This is a genomic window from Pseudomonas syringae, from assembly GCF_002157375.1.
Classification (GTDB): domain Bacteria; phylum Pseudomonadota; class Gammaproteobacteria; order Pseudomonadales; family Pseudomonadaceae; genus Aquipseudomonas; species Aquipseudomonas syringae_T.
Genome location: NZ_MTSA01000015.1, coordinates 125,071 through 149,542 on the forward strand (window position 1 = coordinate 125,071; position 24,472 = coordinate 149,542).

A 24,472-nucleotide genomic window follows, 5' to 3' on the forward strand; every position below is an offset into this window, starting at 1 on the left:
GGTCGTGACTTGGCCGGTCGGTGGCATAAAAACAACAGATCTGACGAACGGTACCAAAATAAATTTTGGGAATTGCTCAATTAGGTCGATACACTCCGTGACGTCTGGGCTGACACGAGTTGTGACATATGCCTGAATGTTCTTTAAGGCCTGCATTTTTTGGCTTTTTGGATATTAAGGTTTTCACGCACGTACGGCCTCTGACATGCGCGGTCTAGTCAAAGTCGGGGTAGACAGAATCCATTGACCTCCAGGTCGGGACTGTCGCCTTTCGCGAAATCCTTGGGTCAGGGCAACGCCCGGCACCAAGGACATAAAAAATTAGATTCACGAGGAGCGTAGTTAATGAAGAAGTCCACCCTGGCCTTGGCCGTAACCGTCGGTGTACTGGCCCAGCAGGCCGGTGCAGCTGGTTTCCTTGAAGACAGCAAAGCGTCCGTTAGTTCTCGTACTCTGTATTTCGATAACGATTTCCGCGAAGGCACTACCCACAACAACCGTGAGACGGCCACTGGCCTGAAATTCGACTACCTGTCGGGCTTCACTCAAGGCACTGTCGGTTTTGGTCTGGACGTCCAGGGATTGGTCGGTGTTCACCTTGATGGCGGCCGTGGCAACCACGCCGCTGCAGCCAATGGCGGCATTCTGCCTACCGACAGCGACGGTTCTGCTGTCAGCGAGTGGAGCCGTCTGGGCGCCAACGGCAAGGTACGCTTCTCGAAGACCGAGCTGAAAGTCGGTAATGCATTGGCACCTAACCTGCCAATCCTGGTCAGCAACGACGGTCGTCTTCTGCCTCAGGCTTTCCAGGGCGGCATCCTGACTTCCAAGGATCTGGACACCGTCACCTTCACTGCTGGTCAGTTGAACAAGTCCATCGGCCGTGCTTCGAGCAACTGGACTGACCTGTCCATTGCCGGCGCTTCCGAGACTGCCGATCAGTTCCGCTTCGCCGGTGCTGACTGGAAAGTCACCAAAGACCTGACCCTGCAGTACTACTACGCCAACCTGGAAGACTTCTACAAGCAACACTTCCTGGGCCTGGTTCATGTTTACCCGATCAGCGACAACCAGTCCTTCAAGACTGACCTGCGTTATTTCAACAGCAGCTCTGACGGCAAAAACAGCGACGCAGCGACCGGCTACCGTTTCAACAACAACAACGGTTACGCCAAGAACGCTGGCGAAGTGGATAACTCCACCTGGTCCGCCATGTTCACTTACGCCCTGGGTGGCCATGCATTCATGGTTGGCCATCAACAGGTCGGCGATGACGGCGGTATGGTTTTCCTGAACCAGGGTAACGTCACCAAGAACGGCACCAGCACTTCGAGCCTTGAAGGTAACGGCGGTTCTAGCTTCTACCTGTTCACTGACTCGATGGTCAACGGCTTCAACCGTGCAGGTGAGAACACCACCTTCGGTCAGTACTCGTATGACTTCGCCAAAGCAGGCATTCCAGGCCTGAAAGCTGCAATCGCCTACCTGCACGCAGACGACATTCGTGATCGCACTACCGGTAAAGAAGAGTACTCGGAGTGGGAAACCGACATGCGTGTTGACTACGTGATCCAGAGCGGTCCGATGAAAGGTTTCGGTACAACGCTGCGTCACGGTACTTACCGTGCCGATGGCGACCTGAACAACTCGTCCAACACCGATCAAACCCGTCTGATCTTCAACTACACCTACAACTTCATGTAAGTGTACTGAAGCGTGAAGAAGCCCCGCACAGTGCGGGGTTTCTTTTGTCTGTTTTTCAATATTCCATATGGGTATATGCGCGGCGTTATTTATTCTTTTTAATTTTCGCTTGCGAGGCGCACAGTCAGTTCATATCAAGTCACACCTGAACATGACGAGGAGCAACACCATGACTCTGCGACTTGGCGACATCGCCCCCGACTTCGAGCAGGAATCCAGCGAAGGTCGTATCCGTTTCCATGAATGGCTCGGCAACAGCTGGGGTGTGTTGTTTTCTCATCCGGCCGACTTCACGCCGGTCTGCACCACGGAGCTGGGTTTCACTGCCAAATTGAAAGACGAGTTTGCCACGCGCGGCGTGAAGGCCATTGCGCTGTCTGTAGACCCGGTCGATTCGCACATCAAGTGGATCGACGACATCAACACCACGCAGAACACACAGGTCAACTTTCCGATTCTAGCCGATGCCGACCGCAAGGTGTCCGACCTGTACGACCTGATTCATCCCAATGCCAATGACACGCTGACGGTGCGCTCGCTGTTTGTGATCGACCCGAACAAGAAAGTTCGTTTGACCATTACCTACCCGGCTAGCACGGGGCGCAATTTTCACGAGATTCTGCGGGTCATCGACTCCTTGCAACTGACCGACAACTACAAAGTGGCCACGCCTGCCAATTGGGTCGACGGCGATGATGTAGTGATCGTCCCGTCGATCAAGGATGAGGCCGAGATCAAGCAACGTTTTCCGAAAGGCTACAAGGCAGTCACGCCTTACCTGCGACTGACGCCACAGCCAAACCGCTGATTGTTCGATCAACCAAGCGTGGGGTATTTGGGCCGTTTAACGGCCCTTTTTTATGCCGCCCGAACACGCTTGGCCCGGACGCAGAGCGTCCAGAACGGCATGCCCACGCGGAGCATGGGCACGATAGGTGTTCTTGCGACCAACGCTCGTTCCTCACGCTCCAGCGTGGGAATGCATTGCGTGACGCTCTGCGTCACACATCTGCGCCGCACCGCATACTCAGGATCGGACGCAGAGCGTCCAGAACGGCATGCCCACGCGGAGCATGGGCACGATAGGTGTTCTTGCGACCAACGCTCGTTCCTACGCTCCAGCGTGGGAATGCCTTGCGTGACGCTCTGCGTCACACATCTACGCCGCACCGCATACTCAAGATCGGACGCAGAGCGTCCAGAACGGCATGCCCACGCGGAGCATGGGCACGATAGGTGTTCTTCCGATCACCGCTCGTTCCTACGCTCCAGCGTGGGAATGCCCTGCGTGACGCTCTGCGTCACACATCTGCGCCGCACCGCATACTCAAGATCGGACGCAGAGCGTCCAGAACGGCATGCCCACGCGGAGCATGGGCACGATAGGTGTTCTTCCGATCACCGCTCGTTCCTACGCTCCAGCGTGGGAATGCCCTGCGTGACGCTCTGCGTCACACATCTGCGCCGCACCGCATACTCAAGATCGGACGCAGAGCGTCCAGAACGGCATGCCCACGCGGAGCATGGGCACGATAGGTGTTCTTCCGATCACCGCTCGTTCCTACGCTCCAGCGTGGGAATGCATTGCGTGACGCTCGGCGTCACCTGGCCGCGATACGCAAACAGTAGTGTGGTCTTTATATTCATTTATGGAATAACTAAATGAATAAATAAGATTTATAGATATAAAAAAGTGCTGCTAAGGTCGTCTCTATTCCCGCTTTGCTCGTCTGTGACTGACCGAGCTGGCACTGTCCAATACCCGGTAAAGGAGCGCTGCATGCGCACTGTCATTTTGCGTCGAGGTCTTGTCGCGCTGTTTGCTGCTGCGGTCGCTCTTGGCGTGGTTACTCAGGCCCAGGCACAGGACCTGCGCATCGGTTATCAGAAGTACGGCACGCTGGTGCTGCTCAAGGCCAAAGGCTCGCTGGAAAAGCGCCTGGCCGAGCAGGGCGTCAAGGTTCAATGGACCGAATTCCCCGGCGGGCCGCAGTTGCTCGAAGGCCTGAACGTCGGTTCCATCGACTTCGGCGTGACCGGTGAAACACCTCCCGTTTTCGCTCAGGCGGCTGGCGCGGATCTGCTGTATGTCGCCTACGAACCGCCAGCACCCAACAGCGAAGCCATACTGGTGCCCAAGGATTCGCCGATCACTTCAGTAAAAGACCTGAAAGGTAAAAAAGTCGTCCTTAACAAAGGCTCGAACGTTCACTACCTGCTGGTCAAGGCGCTGGAAGATGCGGGCCTGAAGTACTCCGATATCCAGACCGTCTTCCTGCCCCCGGCGGATGCGCGTGCCGCATTCGAACGCGGCAGTGTGGATGCCTGGGTCATCTGGGACCCTTACCAGGCTGCGGCTGAGCAGCAATTGCAAGCCCGGACGCTGAAAGACGGCACCGGCATCGTCGACAACCACCAGTTCTATCTGGCGACCAGGCCGTACGCGCAAAACAACCCGAAAGTCATCCAGGCCCTGATCGAAGAAGTGCGGGCGGTGGGTGAATGGTCCAAGGCTCACCCCGAAGAAGTGACCAAACAGGTTGCACCCCTGCTGGGTCTGCCTGCCGACATTACCCTGACCTCGGTGAAGCGACAGGGCTACGGCGCGCTGTTCATCACCCCGCCGGTTGTCGCCGCGCAGCAGAAGATCGCTGACACGTTTTTCCAACTGAAACTGATCCCCAAGCCGCTCAGCATTGCTGATGTGGTCTGGACGCCACCTGCTGCTGTGGCCCAGGCACAGTGATGATCAGGCCCCATGAGGAGACAACTCCATGAGCCTTAGTGCTTCGCAACGCATTGTTCATCGGCTGGCGCCGTGGGCACTTCCTGTCCTGTTGCTGGCGGTCTGGCAGTTGTCGGTCAGCGCCGGATGGTTGTCGACGCGCATCCTGCCGGCACCCAGCGCCGTCATTGAAGCGGGCGTCAAACTGGTGGCCAGCGGTGAAATCTGGACTCACCTGGCAATCAGCGGCTGGCGCGCCGGTATCGGCTTCGCCATTGGTGGCGGCATCGGCCTGGCACTGGGTTTTATCACCGGCCTGAGCTCATGGGGCGAGCGTCTGCTGGACAGTTCGGTGCAGATGATCCGCAACATCCCGCATCTGGCGCTGATTCCGCTGGTCATTCTGTGGTTCGGCATCGACGAGACCGCCAAGGTCTTTTTGGTTGCGCTCGGCACGCTGTTCCCGATCTACCTGAACACCTACCACGGCATCCGCAACATTGATCCGGCGCTGGTGGAAATGTCCCGCAGTTATGGCCTGTCCGGTTTCAGCCTGTTTCGTCATGTGATTCTGCCGGGTGCGATGCCTTCGATTCTGGTGGGTGTGCGCTTTGCGCTGGGCTTCATGTGGCTGACGCTGATCGTGGCCGAAACCATTTCTGCCAGCTCCGGCATCGGGTACCTGGCGATGAATGCGCGGGAATTCCTGCAAACCGACATCGTGGTGCTGGCCATCGTGCTGTACGCCGTCCTCGGCAAACTGGCCGACTTGGCTGCGCGAGGCCTGGAGCGCGTTTGCCTGCGCTGGCATCCGGCCTATCAAACGAGCAAAGGCGGTGCCGCATGACCAGTCTTAAACAGCAGCCACCGCCGCATCTGCTGCGCGGCATTCCGCTGGCGATACACCGCCTGAAAAAAGCGTTCGGCACCCGGGAAGTGCTCAAGGATATCGACCTGCACATTCCGGCCGGTCAGTTCGTCGCCATCGTCGGGCGTAGCGGTTGCGGCAAAAGTACCTTGCTGCGCTTGCTCGCCGGTCTCGACAAGCCGACGCAGGGCCAGCTTCTGGCAGGCTCTGCGCCGCTGGACGATGCTCGCGAAGACACACGATTGATGTTCCAGGAAGCGCGCTTGCTGCCCTGGAAAAAGATCATCGACAACGTCGGCCTGGGCCTCAGCGGTGACTGGCGTGCGCAGGCGCTCGAAGCGCTTGAAGCCGTCGGGCTGGCCGAACGGGCCAATGAGTGGCCTGCCGCACTGTCCGGTGGGCAAAAGCAACGGGTCGCGCTGGCGCGTGCGCTGATTCACAAGCCGCGCCTGCTGCTGCTCGATGAGCCACTGGGTGCGCTGGATGCCCTGACGCGGATCGAAATGCAGCAACTGATCGAAAAGCTGTGGGGTCAGCACGGCTTCACTGTTCTGCTGGTTACCCACGATGTCAGTGAGGCCGTCGCCATCGCCGACCGGGTGATTCTGATCGAAGAAGGGCAGATCGGCCTCGACCTGCTGGTCGATCTGCCTCGTCCACGTGCTCGCGGCTCGCACCGTCTTGCGGCGCTGGAAGCCGAAGTGCTCAACCGCGTGTTGGCACTGCCCGGCTCGCCACCCGACCCGGAACCGTTTTCGCCACTGCCTACGCAATTACGCTGGGCAAATTAACCCCGATCCCCAAAGGAAGACATGCCATGACTATCAAAGCCATCAACGTTCGCAACCAGTTCAAAGGCACCATCAAGGAAATCGTCCACGGTGACGTACTGTCGGAAATCGACGTACAGACCGCTTCCGGCGTCGTGACGTCGGTCATCACCACCCGCTCGGTCAAAGAGTTGGAGCTGGTCGTCGGCAGCGAGGTCATCGCCTTCGTGAAATCGACTGAAGTTTCCATCGCCAAGCTGTAACCGATGCGCAAAAAACACCCCGGACGGTCCTGACCCTCCGGGGTTTTTTGCTGTTGGCCTAGCAGTTCTACGTGGTAGGCGTAGGAGCGGGTTTGCCGGATGCTGAAGACCGGTTCCCTTTGAAGTATCTGCCATGACTTCTCCAGACTCAACGGTGCTATGCCGTTACCGCTACGACCCGCTGGATCGTCTGGCATCCAGTTCGCCGGCCGGGCAGGCGGATGTTCAGCGCTTTTACCAGAAGAACCGGCTGGCGACCGAGATACAGGGCACAGTGCGGCGCACAGTGTTTCAGCATGAAGACCTGTTATTGGCCCAGCAGCGGCGTACTGATGACCGGTTAGACACCACGCTGTTGGCGACCGATCAGCAGCGCTCGGTCTTGCAGCTTGTGGATAAAACCGGGACTGAGCCTATGGCTTACAGCGTCTACGGTCATCATCCGGCTGAAAGCGGATTGACCAGTTTATTGGGGTTCAATGGCGAACGCTGCGATCCGGCGACCGGGCATTATCTGCTGGGGAATGGCTACCGGGCTTATAACCCGGTGTTGATGCGGTTTAATAGCCCGGACAACTTGAGCCCGTTTGATGAGGGCGGGTTGAATGCGTATGGGTATGTGGGTGGGGATCCGGTTGGGTTTGGGGATTCTTCGGGGCATGCACGGTTCACTCCGATGTCCGGTAGACGGTCTATCGATAGTGTGTCTGGGACGAAGTTTAAGCGTATTGTTACGCCAGTGGCATCTACTGTCGGGAAGCCGCCTTCATCAAGTGTTAATACGTCAGTTACTTTACACGATCAGATCCCTACATCATCAGCGCATGTCTCTCCAGATAAGTCTTTCGCCTCTTTCAAAAAATTGCTGGCTCGTAGTTCAGACGTTGGTGATGAATTATTGAACAGTAGTGTAAGTGATGTAGTGGGTAAGATGTCTGGGGTTCCGTATCGGCAGAGTATGAAGCGCTGGCTTTGGACGGAAGCGAGTGCAGAATTGCCTAAAAAATATAATGCTGCGAAAAGAAGACTTAAACTGCATGAATTAAAGGTTAGGGGAGCAGAGGCATTGGTGGAGTATTATACTAAGCAGCCTCGAAATGCTCCCGACAACGCGTCTAATGCAGCGAGCTTAATGCGGTATGAAAATATGCTAACGGGTTATCGGGATGCGCAGGCGGGTTATAAAACTCGCTATGAAGTTAAATTTAAGCGGATGATTACGCGCTATGAAAAAAATATGAAATAAGGTTGCTTTGATAGTCTCTTTGCCAAGAACTACGAATACAACCTCATACGAGCTTCAATCTCCCGCATGTGTTCTTCTGCCATGCGGTGTGTGGCCATGCAACTGAACCGACCGCGCGCACCCGCTCCCCCCAGTTCCATCGCCAGCGCAAACACATCCACGTCATCCGACAGCACGAGTCACTAAACACCCGAGCCTGCTAATGTTCCGTGTCAATGTGGGTCCGTAGGTGTTGACCTAGCAGTTTTGTCAGGTAGGCCATACAAGGCTTTTGCAGGATGCTAAATGCTGGCTCACCACGGAGGGTTCAGTCATGGCCGCTCCACAAGCAGTTTTATGTCGCTACCGCTACGACCCGTTGGATCGTCTGGCATCCAGCTCGCTGGCCGGGCAGGCGGATGTTCAGCGCTTCTACCAGAAGAACCGGCTGGCGACCGAGATACAGGGCACAGTGCGGCGCACAGTGTTTCAGCATGAAGACCTGTTATTGGCCCAGCAGCGGCGTACTGATGACCGGTTAGACACCACGCTGTTGGCGACCGATCAGCAGCGCTCGGTCTTGCAGCTTGTGGATAAAACCGGGACTGAGCCTATGGCTTACAGCGTCTACGGTCATCATCCGGCTGAAAGCGGATTGACCAGTTTATTGGGGTTCAATGGCGAACGCTGCGATCCGGCGACCGGGCATTATCTGCTGGGGAATGGCTACCGGGCTTATAACCCGGTGTTGATGCGGTTTAATAGCCCGGACAACTTGAGCCCGTTTGATGAGGGCGGGTTGAATGCGTATGGGTATGTGGGTGGGGATCCGGTTGGGTTTGTGGATCCGACGGGGCATATCACAATCGTTGCTATAAGAGCAATAAGCAAGGTTGGCTTCTTGTCTTTTAGGAAAGCCAGGATAATATCCAAGCCGGTCACCAGCAAACTAAAGCAGCTAGTTTCTCAGAATGATCAATCGAGTGTTGTTACGAGTACGGGAGCAGCCCCATTTTTTGGTTCTGCAGTCAATCAGTCATCGTCAGTCATGGGTAGTAATAGCTTTGCATCTACTGCTCCAGGCATGAAGATAAAGGCGTCAGGGGGTTCGAGTTCACTTAGGACACGACGAGGCGGTGTCCGGAAACGGTTTGCTAGTACTGATCTTACTGTCGAAGCCGCGCTTAAGGAGTATAAATCCGCGCTTAAGGAGGTAGGCCTTAAAACGATTCATCCTGATCGTCCTATTTATCGTAATGGTCAGCTGTTTACCAGACCCTATGAGGCGAAAGTTCAATACCGCCAAGCACAGGTCGATTATATGGTGCGTCTTGAGCGTGAAGGGTCTGCCCTTTTTAATCGCTCGACTTTTATTAATAAGAGGTCTGTGGTGGCGCGTGAAAAAAGAAACTACGCTAAGTATTTACAACATCCGGCACGTCTGAATGAATCTATCAGGTTGTGACTTTCAAGCGCTTCCCCAAAAACACCGGCAAATACAACCCCAAATAAGCATTAAACACGCGCATGCCTTCCTCGGCCATGCGCGGTGTGATTTCGTCGTGCAACTGCACAGATCGCGCATACACCCGGTCCCCCAGTTCCATTGCCAGCGCAAACACGTCCACGTCATCCGGCAGCGCAGGCAGCTGGAAGTGGCGATCAAAGACCTCCAGCATCAAGTGCCCCAGTTCGATGTCGTGCTGACGGTCGGCCTGGTTGATTTCTGCCAGGCCGTGTTGGGCGAGGATCAATTGGCGGGCGGCGGCGTCGGCGTTGTAGATGGCGAGCATGCGCAGTTCGACGATGCGTGACAGGTCGCGCCAGGTGGTGAGTTGGTCATGATCGATAGGTGCTTGAAGCGATGCGCGGAAGGCGGCGTGAATGTCGGCGGTCAGGGCTTCCAGCAGCGCCGGGACGCTGGCGAAGAAGTGATACACCGATGATGGCGGAATGCTGGCCCGTTCGGCAACGCTGTAGATCGACAGGCTGGCCACCCCTTGTTCGGCAAGCAGCGTGCGGGCGGCGTCGAGAATCGAATCGATTCTGGCCTGGCTGCGTGCTTGAGGTTTACGGGGGGCGGCGGCGCGTGTCATGGGCGTGGCTCTTGGTTGGGCAGCGGTATTGTAAGGGATTCTGACTGGATGAATCTCTGTCGTTGCCAAACGATTATCGCTCCCACGCTGCGCGTGGTAGCGCAGTTCTGGACGCTCTGCGTCCGATCTTGAACTGGCGGCGCAGAGTGGTGACGCAGAGCGTCATGAAATGCATTCCCACGCTGGAGCGTGAGGAACGAGAGTTCCCGGATACGTTGCCAAACGATTATCGCTCCCACGCTGCGCGTGGTAGCGCAGTTCTGGACGCTCTGCGTCCGATCTTGAACTGGCGCGCAGAGTGGTGACGCAGAGCGTCATGAAATGCATTCCCACGCTGGAGCGTGAGGAACGAGAGTTCCCGGATACGTTGCCAAACGATTATCGCTCCCACGCTCCGCGTGGTAGCGCAGTTCTGGACGCTCTGCGTCCGATCTTGAACTGGCGCGCAGAGTGGTGACGCAGAGCGTCATGAAATGCATTCCCACGCTGGAGCGTGAGGAACGAGAGTTCCCGGATACGTTGCCAAACGATTATCGCTCCCACGCTGCGCGTGGTAGCGCAGTTCTGGACGCTCTGCGTCCGATCTTGAACTGGCGCGCAGAGTAGTGACGCAGAGCGTCATGAAATGCATTCCCACGCTGGAGCGTGAGGAACGGGGGTATCCCCGGATACAAAAACGCCGCAAAGCTCAAAGCCTGCGGCGTCTTGTGCTGCTCGGCCTCAATCAGACCGTATGCAGGTACCAGTTGTACTCAAGGTCGGAGATGGAGTGTTCGAACTCTTCCAGCTCGCTTTCCTTGCAGGCCACAAAGATATCGATGTATTTCGGATCGATGTACTTGGCCATGACCGGGTTGTCGTCCAGCTCGCGCAGTGCGTCGCGCAGGTTGTTCGGCAGGCTCTGCTCGTGCTGTTCGTACGAGTTGCCTTCAACCGGTGCGCCGGGCTCGACCTTGTTGACCAAGCCGTGATGCACACCTGCCAGTACGGAAGCCATCACCAGATACGGGTTGGCATCGGCGCCGGCGACGCGGTGTTCGATACGCACGGCATCGGCGGTGCCGGTGGGCACGCGGACCGCAACGGTGCGGTTGTCCAGGCCCCAGGTCGGCGAGTTAGGCACATAGAACTGGGCACCAAACCGGCGGTACGAGTTGACGTTCGGGCACAGGAACGCCATTTGCGCCGGCAGGGTCTCGAGCACACCGCCGATCGCGTGACGCAATGCGGCGTTCTGCTCGGGATCCTCGCTGGTGAAGATGTTCTTGCCATCGCGGTCCAGAATCGAGATGTGGACGTGCAGACCATTACCTGCCTGACCCGGATAGGGCTTGGCCATGAAGGTCGTGTCCATTTCATGATCGTAGGCGATGTTCTTGATCAGGCGCTTGAGCAGCACGGCGTAGTCGCACGCCTTGATGGCATCTGCCACATGGTGCAGGTTCACTTCGAACTGCGCCGGGGCGCTTTCCTTGACGATGGCGTCCGCAGGAATGCCTTGCTCCTTCGCACCTTCAAGAATGTCCTGCAGGCAGTCGACGTATTCGTCGAGGTCGTCGATCAGGTAAACCTGAGTCGAATGCGGGCGCTTGCCGGAGATCGGGGAGCGCGGCGGTTGCGGACGACCGTTCACGTTCTCCTGATCGATCAGGTAGAACTCCAGCTCGAATGCGGCGCAGATGGTCAGGCCCATTTCATCGAACTTGGCGACGACCTGACGCAAGACTTCACGCGGGTCGGCGAAAAACGGATCACCTTCGAGTTCGTGCATCGTCATCAGCAATTGCGCGGTAGGGCGCTTCTGCCAAGGCTCGTTGCACAGGGTGTCAGGAATGGGATAACAGATTCGGTCAGCATCGCCGATGTCCAGGCCCAAGCCGGTGCTTTCCACCGTGGAGCCATTGATATCCAGAGCAAATAAAGAGGCAGGCAGGTTGATGCCTTTCTCGTAAACCTTATGGAGGCTGGTGCGCTCGATGCGTTTGCCACGCACCACACCATTCATATCTGCAATCAGAAGGTCAACGTACAGAACCTCAGGATGTTCCTTAAGGAACGCGTTCGCTTCGTTAAGCTGAACGGCACGCGGGGGTACCGACATGATGCAACACCTTTGTTGTTAAAAATATCAATCATCAATGATTGCGGATCTCAGTCAATCCGAAAGCCATGATGAAGTCAATAGAGCCTTTTTTGCCCTAAAACTGCGCCAGATGGCCTTTTTTGCTGCTATTTAGGGCGTTTTTTCCTGTTTCTTGCAGACTTTAAATAAGGGCTACAGCGCCCCGTCTTCTATATTTAACGGGCTGTTGTATAAAAAAATGAACGAGGCTAAGCTCGATCGCAACCCCTTACAGAAACAATAGCAGCGGGTGTTCAATGCATCACCGCCTTTTGCCCGGCACCCGGGCAGCAAGCCTGCACAGCGGTCATCATGCCTGTGATACCCGTGCTCGTGGTGAACTGACGCACATTGCGACACACTCCGGCGGCCATCAAGGCCCGTCTGCTTCTATTCTCAAGGCTGGACATTACCACTTTAACGGCGTCGTCAGTGTGACCACGACCGTCTGGAAATCCGGCTCTGCAGGTGTCACCTTACCCCTAATCGGCTCCTGCCGAAACGAGTTGTACACCATGACGCGGATGCGTCGAAAAAACGCCTGATCACGATCAGGACAAGAAAACCCTGAGGTATTTATGAGTACCAACCTCGACCAGCTCACCGATTGGTTGAAAGAACACAAGATTACCGAAGTCGAATGCATGGTGTCCGACCTCACCGGCATTACCCGCGGCAAGATCTCGCCGACCAACAAGTTCATCGCCGAAAAAGGCATGCGTCTGCCCGAAAGCGTGCTGCTGCAGACAGTGACCGGCGATTACGTAGAGGACGAGATCTACTACGAGTTGCTGGACCCGGCAGACATCGACATGATCTGCCGCCCTGATCAGAATGCGGTGTATGTCGTGCCCTGGGCCGTCGAGCCTACCGCACAGGTGATCCACGACACTTACGACAAGCAGGGCAACCCGATCGAGCTGTCGCCGCGCAATGTGTTGAAGAAGGTGCTCAAGCTCTACGCCGATCAAGGCTGGCAGCCCATCGTGGCGCCGGAGATGGAGTTTTACCTGACCAAGCGCAGTGACGACCCGGATTACCCGTTACAACCGCCTGTCGGTCGCTCTGGGCGTCCGGAGACCGGGCGTCAGTCGTTTTCCATAGAGGCGGCAAACGAATTCGATCCGCTGTTCGAAGATGTCTATGACTGGTGCGAACTGCAGCATCTGGACCTCGACACGCTGATCCACGAAGACGGCACGGCGCAGATGGAAATCAATTTCCGTCACGGCGATGCTCTGTCGCTGGCTGATCAGATTCTGGTGTTCAAGCGCACCATGCGTGAAGCGGCGCTCAAGCACGACGTCGCGGCAACGTTCATGGCCAAGCCGATGACCGGCGAGCCGGGCAGTGCCATGCACTTGCACCAGAGCATCATCGACATTGAGACCGGCCAGAACATTTTCTCCAATGAAGACGGGACCATGAGCGAGCTGTTTCTGAACCACGTCGGTGGTTTGCAGAAGTTCATCCCCGAGCTGTTGCCGCTGTTTGCGCCCAACGTCAATTCGTTTCGGCGCTTCTTGCCCGACACCTCAGCACCGGTGAACGTCGAATGGGGCGAAGAAAACCGCACCGTCGGTTTGCGCGTGCCGGATGCGGTGCCGCAGAACCGCCGTGTGGAAAACCGTCTGCCGGGTGCCGATGCCAACCCCTATCTGGCGATTGCTGCCAGCCTGCTGTGCGGTTTCATCGGCATGGTCGAAGGCATCAACCCGAGTGCGCCGGTGGTCGGGCGTGGTTACGAACGTCGCAATCTGCGCTTGCCGTTGACCATCGAAGACGCGCTGGAGCGCATGGAAAACAGCAAGACCATCGAGAAGTACCTGGGCAAGAAGTTCATCATCGGTTACGTCGCCGTGAAGCGCGCCGAGCATGAAAACTTCAAGCGTGTGATCAGCTCGTGGGAGCGGGAATTCCTGCTCTTCGCCGTCTGATTCTGCAGGGCGGCGCGCGGTTGAACGCGTGTCGTCCTGACCACCGACCTGACTAAAAGGAGCTGCTGCATGAGTGCCGACAAAACCCCGCAAACCCTCGAGTGGCAGGCCCTGAGCAGCAAGCATCACCTGGCACCGTTCAGCGACTACAAACAACTCAAGGAAAACGGCCCGCGCATCATTACCCGCGCCGAGGGCGTTTACCTGTGGGACAGCGAGGGCCACAAGATCCTCGATGGCATGTCCGGTCTGTGGTGCGTGGCCATCGGTTATGGCCGCGAAGAACTGGCCGATGCGGCCAGCAAACAGATGCGCGAGCTGCCGTATTACAACCTGTTCTTTCAGACCGCTCACCCACCGGTGCTGGAGCTGGCCAAAGTCATTTCCGAGATCTCCCCGCAGGGCATGAACCACGTGTTCTTCACCGGTTCAGGCTCCGAAGGCAATGACACCATGCTGCGTATGGTTCGTCATTACTGGGCGCTGAAAGGCCAGCCGAACAAAAAAACCGTCATCAGTCGCGTCAATGGCTATCACGGCTCAACGGTTGCCGGTGCGAGCCTGGGCGGCATGACCTACATGCACGAGCAGGGCGACCTGCCGATTCCGGGGATCGTCCACATCCCGCAGCCCTATTGGTTCGGTGACGGCGGCGACATGACGCCGGACGCGTTCGGTGTCTGGGCCGCCGAGCAACTGGAGCAGAAAATCCTCGAACTGGGCGTCGAGAACGTCGGTGCATTCATTGCCGAGCCGATTCAGGGCGCGGGCGGCGTTATTGTCCCGCCTGATTCTTACTGGCCGAAAATCAAGGAGATCCTCTTCCGCTACGACATTCTGTTCGCCGCTGATGAGGTGATCTGTGGCTTCGGGCGCACCAGTGAGTGGTTCGGTAGCGATTTTTACGGCCTCAAGCCCGACATGATGACCATCGCCAAAGGGTTGACCTCCGGCTACGTGCCGATGGGCGGCCTGATCGTGCGCGACGAAGTCGTGGCGGTGCTCAACGAGGGAGGCGATTTCAATCATGGGTTCACCTATTCGGGGCATCCGGTGGCAGCAGCGGTCGCACTGGAGAACATCCGTATCCTGCGCGAAGAAAAGATCGTCGAACGGGTCAAGTCGGAAACGGCACCGTATTTGCAAAAGCGTTTGCGTGAGCTGAGCGATCATCCGCTGGTGGGCGAGGTCCGTGGCGTCGGTCTGTTGGGTGCTATCGAACTGGTGAAGGACAAGACCACGCGCGAGCGTTACACCGACAAGGGCGCGGGAATGATCTGTCGAACCTTCTGCTTCGAGAATGGCCTGATCATGCGGGCCGTGGGCGACACCATGATCATCGCGCCGCCGCTGGTGATCAGTTTTGCGGAAATCGATGAGCTGGTAGAGAAGGCTCGCAAATGCCTGGATCTGACGCTGGCTGCCTTGCAGGGCTGAATCTGTAAAAAGCGCGGGATGTGCGTTGTTTAACAAGGGGCAGCTTGAAAGCCTGCCCTGGAACTTGCCAGACTAATGGCTACAAGCCGCTAACCGACGGTCAGTGATAAAAATACATTGGAGCTACGCATGAAAACATTTGGCAAGACCCTTCTCGCGCTGTCCCTGATGGGCGTTGTGGCCACTGCTGCGCAGGCCGATGACAAAGTGCTGCACGTCTACAACTGGTCCGATTACATCGCGCCGGACACCGTGGCCAAGTTCGAGAAAGAATCGGGCATCAAGGTGGTCTACGACGTTTTCGACAGCAACGAGACGCTGGAAGCCAAATTGCTCGCCGGCAAGTCCGGCTATGACATCGTCGTGCCGTCCAACAACTTCCTGGCCAAGCAGATCAAGGCGGGCGTTTATCAGGAACTGGACAAGTCCAAGCTGCCGAACTGGAAAAACCTCAACGAATCGCTGCTCAAGGCCGTGTCGGTCAGCGACCCGGACAACAAGCACGCATTCCCGTACATGTGGGGTTCAATCGGTATCGGCATCAACCCGGACAAGGTCAAGGCCGCGCTGGGTGCTGATGCGCCGGTCAATTCGTGGGACCTGCTGTTCAAGCCGGAAAACGCTGCCAAGCTGAAGTCGTGCGGCATCAGCTTCCTCGATTCGCCCACCGAGATGCTGCCGATTGCGCTGCATTACCTCGGCTACCCGACCGACTCTCAGGACAAGAAGCAGCTCGCCGAAGCCGAAGCGCTGTTCATGAAGATTCGTCCGTCGATTGGCTATTTCCACTCGTCCAAGTACATCTCGGACCTGGCCAACGGCAACATTTGCGTAGCGGTCGGCTACTCGGGTGACATCTACCAGGCCAAGTCGCGTGCTGCTGAAGCCGGTGGCAAGGTCAAAGTCGCTTACAACATTCCGAAAGAAGGGGCCGGCAGCTTCTACGACATGGTCGCCATCCCCAAGGATGCCGAAAACGTCGAAGGCGCCTACAAGTTTATGACCTTCCTGATGAAGCCGGAAATCATGGCTGAAATCACCAACGCAGTGCGCTTCCCGAACGGTAACGCGGCGGCCACACCGTTGGTCGACAAAGAGATCACCAGTGATCCGGGCGTTTACCCGCCTGCTGACGTACAGGCCAAACTGTACGCAATCGCGGACCTGCCGGCGGCTACCCAACGGATCATGACCCGCAGCTGGACCAAGATAAAGTCAGGTAAATAAGCCTGTCATCAAACCTGTGGATGCTGCGTAGCCTCGACCGCGCAGCGTCCAGCAGACAGGAATATTGCCTGAATCTTTGCTGGTTGGACGCATAGAAGGTAAGTTGCGCGCCGGTTCTGGTTTTCCGGACGCGCTCCGGCGCTCAGGCCCCTCTGTTATAAGGACTCATTCTTTGTCTATTTCTATTTTGTCCAAAGCCTTGCTGGTGGCTGCCGGGCTGACACTGACGGTCAGTGCTCAGGCTGAATCCACCGTGCATATTTATAACTGGTCCGATTACATCGGCAAGACCACGCTGGCGGACTTCGAAGCGGCTACCGGCATCAAGCCGATGTACGACGTGTTCGACTCAAATGAAACCCTGGAAGCCAAGTTGCTGGCCGGGCGCACCGGTTACGACGTGGTGGTGCCGTCCAATCACTTCCTCGGCAAGCAGATCAAGGCGGGCGCGTTCCAGAAGCTCGACAAGTCGTTGCTGCCCAACTACAAGAACCTCGACCCGGCGCTGCTCAAGCGTCTGGAGAAGAATGATCCGGGCAACCAGTACGCCGTGCCGTACCTGTGGGGCACCAACGGCATCGGCTACAACGTCGACAAGGTCAAAGCGGTGCTCGGTGTCGACAAGATCGACTCCTGGGCGGTGCTGTTCGAGCCTGAAAACATCAAGAAACTCTCCAGTTGCGGCGTAGCGTTTCTTGATTCCGCCGATGAAATGCTGCCGGCCATGCTCAACTACCTCGGGCTGGACCCCAACAGCACCAAGGAAGCCGATTACAAAAAGGCCGAAGCCAAGCTGATGGCGATTCGTCCTTACGTGACCTATTTCCATTCCTCCAAATACATCACCGACCTGGCCAATGGCGACATCTGTGTTGCGGCCGGCTTTTCGGGGGACGTGTTTCAGGCCAAGTCCCGTGCCGAGGAAGCAGGCAAGGGCGTGAAGCTGGCCTACAGCATTCCGAAAGAGGGCGGCAACCTGTGGTTCGACATGCTGGCGATCCCGGCTGACTCGACGAACGTCAAGGCGGCGAGCGCGTTCATCAACTACATGCTCGACCCCAAAGTAATCGCCAAGGTCAGCGATGAAGTCGGCTATGCCAACCCCAATCCCGCCGCCGGGGAGTTCATGGAGCAGAGCATTCGTACCGACGAAGCGGTCTATCCACCTCAAGAAGTGCTGGACCGCCTGTTCGTGAACAGTGAGTTGCCACCCAAAGTGCAACGCCTCATGACCCGCAGCTGGACCAAGGTCAAGTCGGGCAAATAAATATTCAGCACCCGGCCGTTTTGGCCGGGTTGCCTACCAGTTGGGAGTTTCACCCATGGCAGTTGCCTCCGGCGCCTACAAGAAAGCCATTGAAGGCGGTCAGCAACCCAAAGAGGTGCTGGTCAAGATCGACCGGGTCACCAAGAAGTTTGACGAGACGATTGCCGTGGACGACGTGTCCCTGCAGATCAACAAGGGTGAGATCTTCGCCCTGCTCGGCGGCTCGGGTTCCGGTAAGTCGACACTGCTGCGCATGCTGGCCGGTTTCGAACGTCCGACCGAGGGGCGCATCTACCTCGACGGTGTCGATATCACCGACATGCCGCCGTACGAACGCCCGATCAACATGATGTTCCAGTCCTACGCGCTGTTCCCGCACATGACCGTGGCGGACAACATTGCCTTCGGTCTGAAGCAGGACAAACTCGCCAAGTCGGAAATCGAAGCCCGTGTGGCCGAGATGCTCAAGCTGGTGCAGATGACCCAATACGCCAAGCGCAAGCCGCATCAGCTTTCCGGCGGTCAGCGTCAGCGCGTCGCGCTGGCCCGTTCGCTGGCCAAGAAACCCAAGCTGTTGCTGCTCGACGAGCCGATGGGCGCGCTGGACAAGAAGCTGCGCTCACAAATGCAGCTGGAACTGGTGGAGATTATCGAGCGCGTTGGCGTGACCTGCGTGATGGTGACTCACGATCAGGAAGAGGCCATGACCATGGCCGAGCGCATCGCGATCATGCACCTGGGCTGGATTGCGCAGATCGGCAGCCCGATCGACATCTATGAAACCCCGACCAGCCGTCTGGTCTGCGAGTTCATTGGCAGCGTCAACCTGTTCGAAGGCGAAGTGATCGAGGACATGGAAGGCCACGCGCTGATCCGAAGCCCGGAGCTGGAGCGCAATATCTACGTCGGCCACGGCGTCAGTACGTCGGTTGAAGACAAACACATCACCTACGCGCTGCGCCCGGAAAAACTGCTGATCACCACCGAGCAGCCTGGCTTCGAGTACAACTGGTCACGCGGCAAGGTCCACGACATCGCGTATCTGGGCGGTCACTCGGTGTTCTACGTCGAACTGCCGGGCGGCCAACTGGTGCAGTCGTTCGTGGCCAACGCCGAGCGTCAGGGCGCGCGACCTACCTGGGGCGATGAAGTCTACGTCTGGTGGGAAGACGACAGTGGCGTGGTGCTGCGCTCATGAAGATCCGCAAGATCAAGCGCGCGTTCGAGCGCATCAAGCCCAACGGGCGGCAGATGGTCATCGGCGTGCCGTTCCTCTGGCTGTTCCTGTTCTTTGCCTTGCCGTTCCTGATCGTGCTCAAGATCAGCTTCGCCGAAGCCGATGTCGCGATCCCGCCGTACACCGAGATCTTCAGCTACGCCGACGAAAAGCTGCAGATGGTGCTCAATTTCGCCAACTACACCTTGCTCAGTGGCGATGACCTGTACGTCTCGGCGTACCTCGGGTCGCTGAAAATGGCATTCATCAGCACCTTGCTTTGCCTGCTGATCGGCTATCCGATGGCCTATGCCATCGCCAGTGCCCGTAAAGACCTGCAAACCGTGCTGTTGCTGCTGATCATGATGCCGACCTGGACCGCGATCCTGATCCGCGTCTATGCCTGGATGGGTATCCTCAGCAACAACGGCCTGCTCAATGCCTTCCTGATGTGGCTGGGCCTGATCGATTCGCCGTTGCAAATCCTCAACACCAATCTGGCGGTGTACATCGGCGTGGTCTATTCCTACCTGCCGTTCATGATCCTGCCGCTCTACGCCAACCTCGTGAAGCACGACACCAGCCTGCTGGAAGCTGCGTCCGACCTGGGTTCCAGCACCTTCAACAGCTTCTGGAAAATCACCGTGCCGTTGTCCAAGAACGGGGTGATCGCCGGTTGCATGCTGGTGTTCATCCCGGTGGTCGGCGAGTTCGTGATTCCCGAGCTGCTGGGTGGCCCGGAAACCCTGATGATCGGCCGTGTGCTGTGGCAGGAATTCTTCAACAACCGCGACTGGCCCGTGGCTTCGGCGCTGGCGGTTATCATGCTGCTGGTGCTCATCGTGCCCATTATCCTGTTCAACCGCAGTCAGGCCAAAGAGCTGGAGGGCAAGGCATGAACCGCTTTCGATTCTCGAACCTGATGCTGATCTTCGGCCTGCTGTTCATCTACGCCCCGATGGTGATTCTGGTCATCTACTCCTTCAACGCCTCGCAACTGGTGACGGTCTGGGGCGGCTGGTCGGTGAAGTGGTACGTCGGCCTGCTGGACAACTCGCAACTGATGGGCTCGGTGATGCGCTCGCTGGAAATCGCCTGCTACACCGCCGTTGCCGCGGTGGCGCTGGGGACGATGGCGGCGTTTGTATTGACCCGTATCAGCCGCTTCAAGGGCCGGACGTTCTTCGGCGGGCTGGTCACGGCGCCGCTGGTGATGCCGGAAGTGATCACCGGCCTGTCGCTGTTGCTGCTGTTCGTGGCGATGGCGCAGTTGATCGGCTGGCCGCAGGAGCGCGGCATCATGACCATCTGGATCGCCCACACGACGTTCTGCGCGGCCTACGTGGCGGTGGTGGTGTCGGCGCGGCTGCGTGAGCTGGACCTGTCGATCGAAGAAGCAGCGATGGATCTGGGGGCGCGTCCGTGGAAGGTGTTTTTCCTGATCACCATCCCGATGATCGCGCCGTCGCTGGCAGCCGGGGGCATGATGTCGTTTGCCTTGTCGCTGGACGATCTGGTACTCGCCAGCTTCGTTTCCGGGCCTGGCTCGACGACCCTGCCGATGGAAGTATTCTCCGCCGTGCGACTGGGCGTGAAACCTGAAATCAACGCCGTCGCGAGCCTGATCCTGCTGGCGGTTTCACTGGCGACCTTCCTGGTCTGGTTCTTCACCCGACGCGCTGAAAACAACCGCAAACGGGCGATTCAGCAGGCTATCGAGGAAAGCGCCGCAGACGCCTGGAAGCAGCCTGATCCGAGGCGCGCTCCGGCTGCCTGAAGACCTGATCGTGCGCGATACGCAAGATTCTGCCCGGAGGGCGTGGGAGCGAACTTCAGCTCCATTCCGGGCTCGGCGCAGAGAGTGTTTCTACACCCCCGGCACCAACCGACCTGATCGTGCGCGATACGCAAGTCCGCTCTTGATTCTGCCCGGAGGGCGTGGGAGCGAACTTGTTCGCGAAGACATTGGTTCAAACGCCCTATTTCTGGGGGCTGTACCCGCCTCTTCGCGAGCAAGCTCGCTCCCACGACTTTCTCCGGGCTTGGCGCAGAGAGTGTTTCTACACCCCCGGCACCAACCGACCTGATCGTGCGCGATACGCAAGTCCGCTCTTGATTCTGCCCGGAGGGCGTGGGAGCGAACTTGTTCGCGAAGACATTGGTCCAAACGCCTTATTTGTGGGGGCTGTACCAGCCTCTTCGCGAGCAAGCTCGCTCCCACGAATTTCAGCTCCATTCCGTGGTTCGGCGCAAAGAGTGTCGCTACGCCCCCGGCACCAACCGACCTGATCGCGCACGATACGCTAGTCTGCTCTTGATTCTGCCCGGAGGGCGTGGGAGCGAACTTGTTCGCGAAGACGTTGGTCCAAACGCCCTATTTTTGGGGGCTGTACCAGCCTCTTCGCGAGCAAGCTCGCTCCCACGACTTTCAGCCCCATTCCGGGCTCGGCGCAGAGAGTGTTTCTAGGCCCTCGGCACCAACCGACCTGATCGCGCACGATACGCTAGTCCGCTCTTGATTCTGCCCGGAGGGCGTGGGAGCGAACTTGTTCGCGAAGACGTTGGTCCAAACGCCTTATTTGTGGGTGCTGTACCAGCCTCTTCGCGAACAAGTTCGCTCCCACGAATTTCAGCTCCATTCCGGGCTCGGCGCAGAGAGTGTTGCTACACCCCCGGCACCAACCGACCTGATCGTGCGCGATGCGCAAGTCCGCTCTTGATTCTGCCCGGAGGGCGTGGGAGCGAACTTGTTCGCGAAGACGTTGGTCCAAACGCCCTATTTTTGGGGGCTGTACCCGCCTCTTCGCGAACAAGTTCGCTCCCACGAATTTCAGCTCCATTCCGGGCTCGGCGCAGAGAGTGTTGCTACACCCCCGGCACCAACCGACCTGATCGTGCGCGATGCGCAAGTCCGCTCTTGATTCTGCCCGGAGGGCGTGGGAGCGAACTTGTTCGCGAAGACGTTGGTCCAAACGCCCTATTTTTGGGGGCTGTACCAGCCTCTTCGCGAGCAGGTTCGCTCCCACGAATTTCAGCTCCATTCCGGGCTCGGCGCAGAAAGTGTCGCTACACCCCCGGCACCAACCGCAACACTCCTTCCGTATGTTCGACCACGTCTTTCTCGCTGAAGCGCTGCGGCACGTACTCGCCATTGACGAACGCCTTGGCCTGATCCGAGTAGTGCTTGTCGAACGGCACGCCGCTTTGTCCCACCGGGTTGATGCCCAGGCTGTGGGCCGGGTCGGCGAAGTCGATCAGGCGGCGGGTCGAGGGGCCATAGCCGACGGGCCACGGGGCAGGGCGGATGCTCGATGAGAGGTTGTTCGGCACCTCGTGGGTGCCTGGCGCGGCATACGGACCCACGTTGAAGATTTTGTCCAGCGGCGGCTGCGAACCCAGAGGATGACTTTGCGTCAGCGTATGGGCCTTGCCCCAGACCCATTCATCCGGGTTGTTACCGTACAGCGACTTCAAGTGTGAAACGCTGGCCCGCCAGGCCACCTTGACGGTATTGGCGCGGCTTTCTTCGTGAGGCGAATTGCGGTTGTTCCACCAAGGCGAATTGGCATCGGCAGCCAGTCGCGGCAGGGCGGAATCCAGCGCGCGGGTCGACAACAGGGTGTCAAACAGCGCATCGCCCAGCTCGTCGTGGAAAGTCTCTTCAGTCAAATCGAACAGAAACTGATTGAACAGCGTGGCACCGACCGAATCGACCGGGTAATCACCTTTCCAGCTGGCCAGGCGTTCCACCAGCGCGAGCTCGTCCGGGTCGCTGACCACGCTGCGCAACACGGGAATCAACGGTTTGAGAATGCTCGGTGCGTAATCGGTCTGCGTGCCCAGTTGCAGCGCCTTGCTGCTCGTCAGGTCCCACTTGATGCTGGAATCGCTCAGCTGCCGGTTCAGTTCCTGTCCGCGCTCAGGCGGGTTGTAATAACCGGGAATCTGCATTCCGGTCGGCGACAGTGGCTGGAAATTGGCCGAAATAATGTAGCCGCGCGCGGGGTTTTCTTCCTGCGGGTTGGCGCTGAACGGGTAGAAGCCGAGTTTGTCGGCCTGCGCAGTGCTGCCATCCAGAATGAACGCCGGATTGACGCCTTCCGGACGGATCGGCAGTTGTGCCGCGGCCCACCAGCCGATGTCGCCCTTGGCGTTGGCCCATACGATGTTGAGGCCCGGCGACTGGATCTTCTCGGCGGCGCTGCGCATCTTCTCCAGCGTGTCGGCACGGTTGGCCTCGTAGAAGCCATCCATCACCGGGTTAGCGGACACCAGGAACGACCACCACATGGCAATCGGCGTATGGCCAGCGTTCTTGCCCATCACGTTATTGACGATGGGGCCGTGCGGCGATTCAAGCAGGGTCAGGCTAACGGGCGCCTCGCCTTTGACCGCAATCTGCTGTTCGGTGCGGGTCATGTCCACCCATTGCCCGTGATACCAGACCTGATTGGGGTTGTCAGGGTTGATCTTCTCGGCAATCAGGTCCACGTCGTCATTCTGGAACATGGTCAGGCTCCAGCCAAAGTCCATGTTGTGCCCAAGGAACGCGAACGGATTGAGCGCAGGGAAGTGCCCGTACAACTCAAAGCCCGGCGCTGACAACTGCGCTTCGTACCATATGGAAGGCACCGAAAAGCGGATGTGAGGATCGCCCGCCAGTATCGGCTTGCCGCTTTGCGTACGGCTGCCGGAAATCGCCCAGGCATTGCTGCCCTCGAATTGCGGCAGGCCTGCGTCTTCAAGCGCCTTGTGACTCACCTGAGCCAGCTCGTTCAGGCTTTTCCAGTCGCTGTCGGCAAGAGCGGGCTTGGCGTTCAGCACGCCGTCCGAATGCCAGTCCAGATCAAACACGTTCAGGTACTGCGGGCCGAGTTGGTCGCGCACATACGTCATCAGCGGCTCGGTCCTGAACGCCGCCGCAAAACTGTAAGCCAGGTAGCCACCGATGCTCATCGTGTCCTGAGTCGTGAAAGGCCTTCTCGGGATGCCCAGCACATCGAACTCCATCGGTTTTGCGTGGGTGTCCTGATACTGATTGATGCCATCGATATAGGCTTCCAGCGCCTTCCAGGTGGGCGTGTTTTTGTCCTGACGAGCGACATAGGCATCGGCGTGTTCACGAATGCGCAGGCTGCGAAACAGCTTGTCGGTCTCGACCAGATTCGGTCCCAGGATTTCAGCCAGCTCGCCACGTGCCAGACGGCGCAGCATTTCCATCTGGAACAGCCGGTCCTGCGCATGGGCGTAACCCAGCGCGCGGTACAGGTCCGCTTCGTTTTCGGCGCTAATGTGCGGCACGCCGCGCTCGTCGTAACGCAGGGTGACAGGGGCCTCGAGACGGCTCATGGCGATTTCGCCATCGCGAAGCGGCTGTTTACTGTGTACGTACCAGCCAGCGCCGCCAGCGAGAATGGCAATGATGATGGCAAGAATGACGAGGCTGCGTTTCATCCGGGTTCTCTGTGAGTGGCGTGAGGCAGGGGTGACGGCTATGGTTGTGCAACATGGCAGCAGGCCGGCATGCAGCCGGGCCGCGCACAACACGAAAGCCTACCGTGATCGAGCGCAGTGCAGGCATTAAGATAGTGTTCGCTATCATGCCGGCCTTGGCG

General features: G+C 58.0%; 18 protein-coding genes. 15 read left to right on the forward strand and 3 right to left on the reverse strand.

The annotated features are described in order from the left end of the window. Positions 1 to 345: 345 nt before the first annotated feature. From BW686_RS19525 to BW686_RS27230, 8 genes are all read left to right on the forward strand, one after another. Entirely contained in the window at positions 346 to 1,704 is a 1,359-nt protein-coding gene (locus BW686_RS19525) for an OprD family porin (RefSeq protein WP_084919144.1), read from the forward strand. Between the two features lie 169 nt (positions 1,705 to 1,873). After that, complete coding sequence (locus tag BW686_RS19530) at positions 1,874 to 2,512, forward strand: peroxiredoxin (RefSeq protein ID WP_084919145.1); 639 nt, start codon at positions 1,874 to 1,876, stop codon at positions 2,510 to 2,512. Between the two features lie 972 nt (positions 2,513 to 3,484). Then, positions 3,485 to 4,450, forward strand: a complete 966-nt coding sequence (locus BW686_RS19540) for a sulfonate ABC transporter substrate-binding protein (protein WP_084919146.1) — start codon at positions 3,485 to 3,487, stop codon at positions 4,448 to 4,450. Positions 4,451 to 4,478: 28 nt separating this feature from the next. Further along, on the forward strand, positions 4,479 to 5,276 hold the full coding sequence (gene ssuC, locus BW686_RS19545; protein WP_084919147.1) for an aliphatic sulfonate ABC transporter permease SsuC: 798 nt from the start codon (positions 4,479 to 4,481) through the stop codon (positions 5,274 to 5,276). Continuing rightward, entirely contained in the window at positions 5,273 to 6,088 is an 816-nt protein-coding gene (ssuB, locus tag BW686_RS19550) for an aliphatic sulfonates ABC transporter ATP-binding protein (RefSeq protein ID WP_084919148.1), read from the forward strand. Before ssuC ends, ssuB begins: the two co-directional genes overlap by 4 nt. Before the next feature lie 26 nt (positions 6,089 to 6,114). Then, positions 6,115 to 6,330, forward strand: coding sequence for a TOBE domain-containing protein (locus BW686_RS19555; RefSeq protein WP_002555770.1), 216 nt, complete (start codon positions 6,115 to 6,117; stop codon positions 6,328 to 6,330). Positions 6,331 to 6,463: 133 nt separating this feature from the next. Beyond that, positions 6,464 to 7,576 carry an RHS repeat-associated core domain-containing protein gene (locus tag BW686_RS19560; protein ID WP_084919149.1) on the forward strand — a complete coding sequence of 371 codons (1,113 nt, stop codon included), beginning with the start codon at positions 6,464 to 6,466 and terminating at the stop codon, positions 7,574 to 7,576. 313 nt (positions 7,577 to 7,889) lie between these two features. Beyond that, complete coding sequence (locus BW686_RS27230) at positions 7,890 to 9,020, forward strand: RHS repeat-associated core domain-containing protein (protein WP_084919150.1); 1,131 nt, start codon at positions 7,890 to 7,892, stop codon at positions 9,018 to 9,020. On the opposite strand, the gene BW686_RS19570 is transcribed toward BW686_RS27230, so the two are convergent. Both BW686_RS19570 and BW686_RS19585 read right to left on the reverse strand, forming a co-directional pair. Beyond that, positions 9,010 to 9,651 (reverse strand): TetR/AcrR family transcriptional regulator, encoded by a 642-nt coding sequence (locus BW686_RS19570; protein ID WP_084919151.1) that lies wholly within the window; start codon positions 9,649 to 9,651, stop codon positions 9,010 to 9,012. The two genes, BW686_RS27230 and BW686_RS19570, sit on opposite strands and share 11 nt — an antisense overlap. A gap of 724 nt (positions 9,652 to 10,375) precedes the next feature. Beyond that, positions 10,376 to 11,752, reverse strand: a complete 1,377-nt coding sequence (locus BW686_RS19585; protein WP_003413528.1) for a glutamine synthetase family protein — start codon at positions 11,750 to 11,752, stop codon at positions 10,376 to 10,378. Between the two features lie 599 nt (positions 11,753 to 12,351). Here BW686_RS19585 and BW686_RS19590 point away from each other — a divergent pair. The 7 genes from BW686_RS19590 to BW686_RS19620 all read left to right on the forward strand — a co-directional run bounded on the left by BW686_RS19590 (position 12,352) and on the right by BW686_RS19620 (position 20,634). Then, positions 12,352 to 13,710, forward strand: coding sequence for a glutamine synthetase family protein (locus BW686_RS19590; protein WP_084919153.1), 1,359 nt, complete (start codon positions 12,352 to 12,354; stop codon positions 13,708 to 13,710). A gap of 69 nt (positions 13,711 to 13,779) precedes the next feature. Then, positions 13,780 to 15,147: an aspartate aminotransferase family protein gene (locus BW686_RS19595; protein ID WP_084919154.1), complete on the forward strand. Its 1,368-nt coding sequence runs from the start codon at positions 13,780 to 13,782 to the stop codon at positions 15,145 to 15,147. Positions 15,148 to 15,276: 129 nt separating this feature from the next. Beyond that, positions 15,277 to 16,374 carry a polyamine ABC transporter substrate-binding protein gene (locus BW686_RS19600; protein ID WP_084919155.1) on the forward strand — a complete coding sequence of 366 codons (1,098 nt, stop codon included), beginning with the start codon at positions 15,277 to 15,279 and terminating at the stop codon, positions 16,372 to 16,374. Between the two features lie 172 nt (positions 16,375 to 16,546). Next, complete coding sequence (locus BW686_RS19605) at positions 16,547 to 17,641, forward strand: polyamine ABC transporter substrate-binding protein (RefSeq protein WP_084919156.1); 1,095 nt, start codon at positions 16,547 to 16,549, stop codon at positions 17,639 to 17,641. Positions 17,642 to 17,696: 55 nt separating this feature from the next. Continuing rightward, positions 17,697 to 18,839, forward strand: coding sequence for a polyamine ABC transporter ATP-binding protein (gene potA, locus BW686_RS19610; RefSeq protein ID WP_084919157.1), 1,143 nt, complete (start codon positions 17,697 to 17,699; stop codon positions 18,837 to 18,839). Further along, positions 18,836 to 19,756, forward strand: a complete 921-nt coding sequence (locus tag BW686_RS19615; RefSeq protein WP_005896142.1) for an ABC transporter permease subunit — start codon at positions 18,836 to 18,838, stop codon at positions 19,754 to 19,756. Before potA ends, BW686_RS19615 begins: the two co-directional genes overlap by 4 nt. Next, positions 19,753 to 20,634: an ABC transporter permease subunit gene (locus tag BW686_RS19620; protein WP_084919158.1), complete on the forward strand. Its 882-nt coding sequence runs from the start codon at positions 19,753 to 19,755 to the stop codon at positions 20,632 to 20,634. The genes BW686_RS19615 and BW686_RS19620 overlap by 4 nt, the downstream gene beginning before the upstream one ends. Before the next feature lie 1,289 nt (positions 20,635 to 21,923). On the opposite strand, the gene BW686_RS19630 is transcribed toward BW686_RS19620, so the two are convergent. Further along, entirely contained in the window at positions 21,924 to 24,311 is a 2,388-nt protein-coding gene (locus tag BW686_RS19630; protein ID WP_084919160.1) for a penicillin acylase family protein, read from the reverse strand. Positions 24,312 to 24,472 lie beyond the last annotated feature (161 nt).